The organism is Paenibacillus sp. GbtcB18 (assembly GCF_019091125.1).
Classification (GTDB): domain Bacteria; phylum Bacillota; class Bacilli; order Paenibacillales; family NBRC-103111; genus Paenibacillus_F; species Paenibacillus_F chitinolyticus.
The window spans coordinates 1-231 of sequence record NZ_JAGXJX010000963.1; the positions used below are offsets into that span (position 1 = coordinate 1).

Consider the following 231-nt stretch of genomic DNA (forward strand, 5'->3'; position numbering starts at 1 on the left):
CGCATTACGACGATGATGGCCCCGCACGCTGCTTACACGTGCCCGCCGGATTATATCGAACGGTTTGTCCAGGCCGCTCACGATTTGGACCTGCCTATTCATACCCATATGTCCGAGACGTTAAAAGAAGGGGAAGCCAACGTGGAGCAGTACGGCGCACGACCGGTCGAGTTTCGGGAAAGGCTGGGCGTGTTCACGCCCCCGTCTCTCGTTGCGCACGCCGTTCACCTG

General features: G+C 59.3%; 1 protein-coding gene. It reads left to right on the forward strand.

Annotation, left to right across the window (positions count from 1 at the left end; translation table 11 throughout):
* On the forward strand, positions 1 to 231 hold a 231-nt coding region (locus tag KVT34_RS31405), incomplete at both ends, for an amidohydrolase family protein (protein ID WP_217563410.1).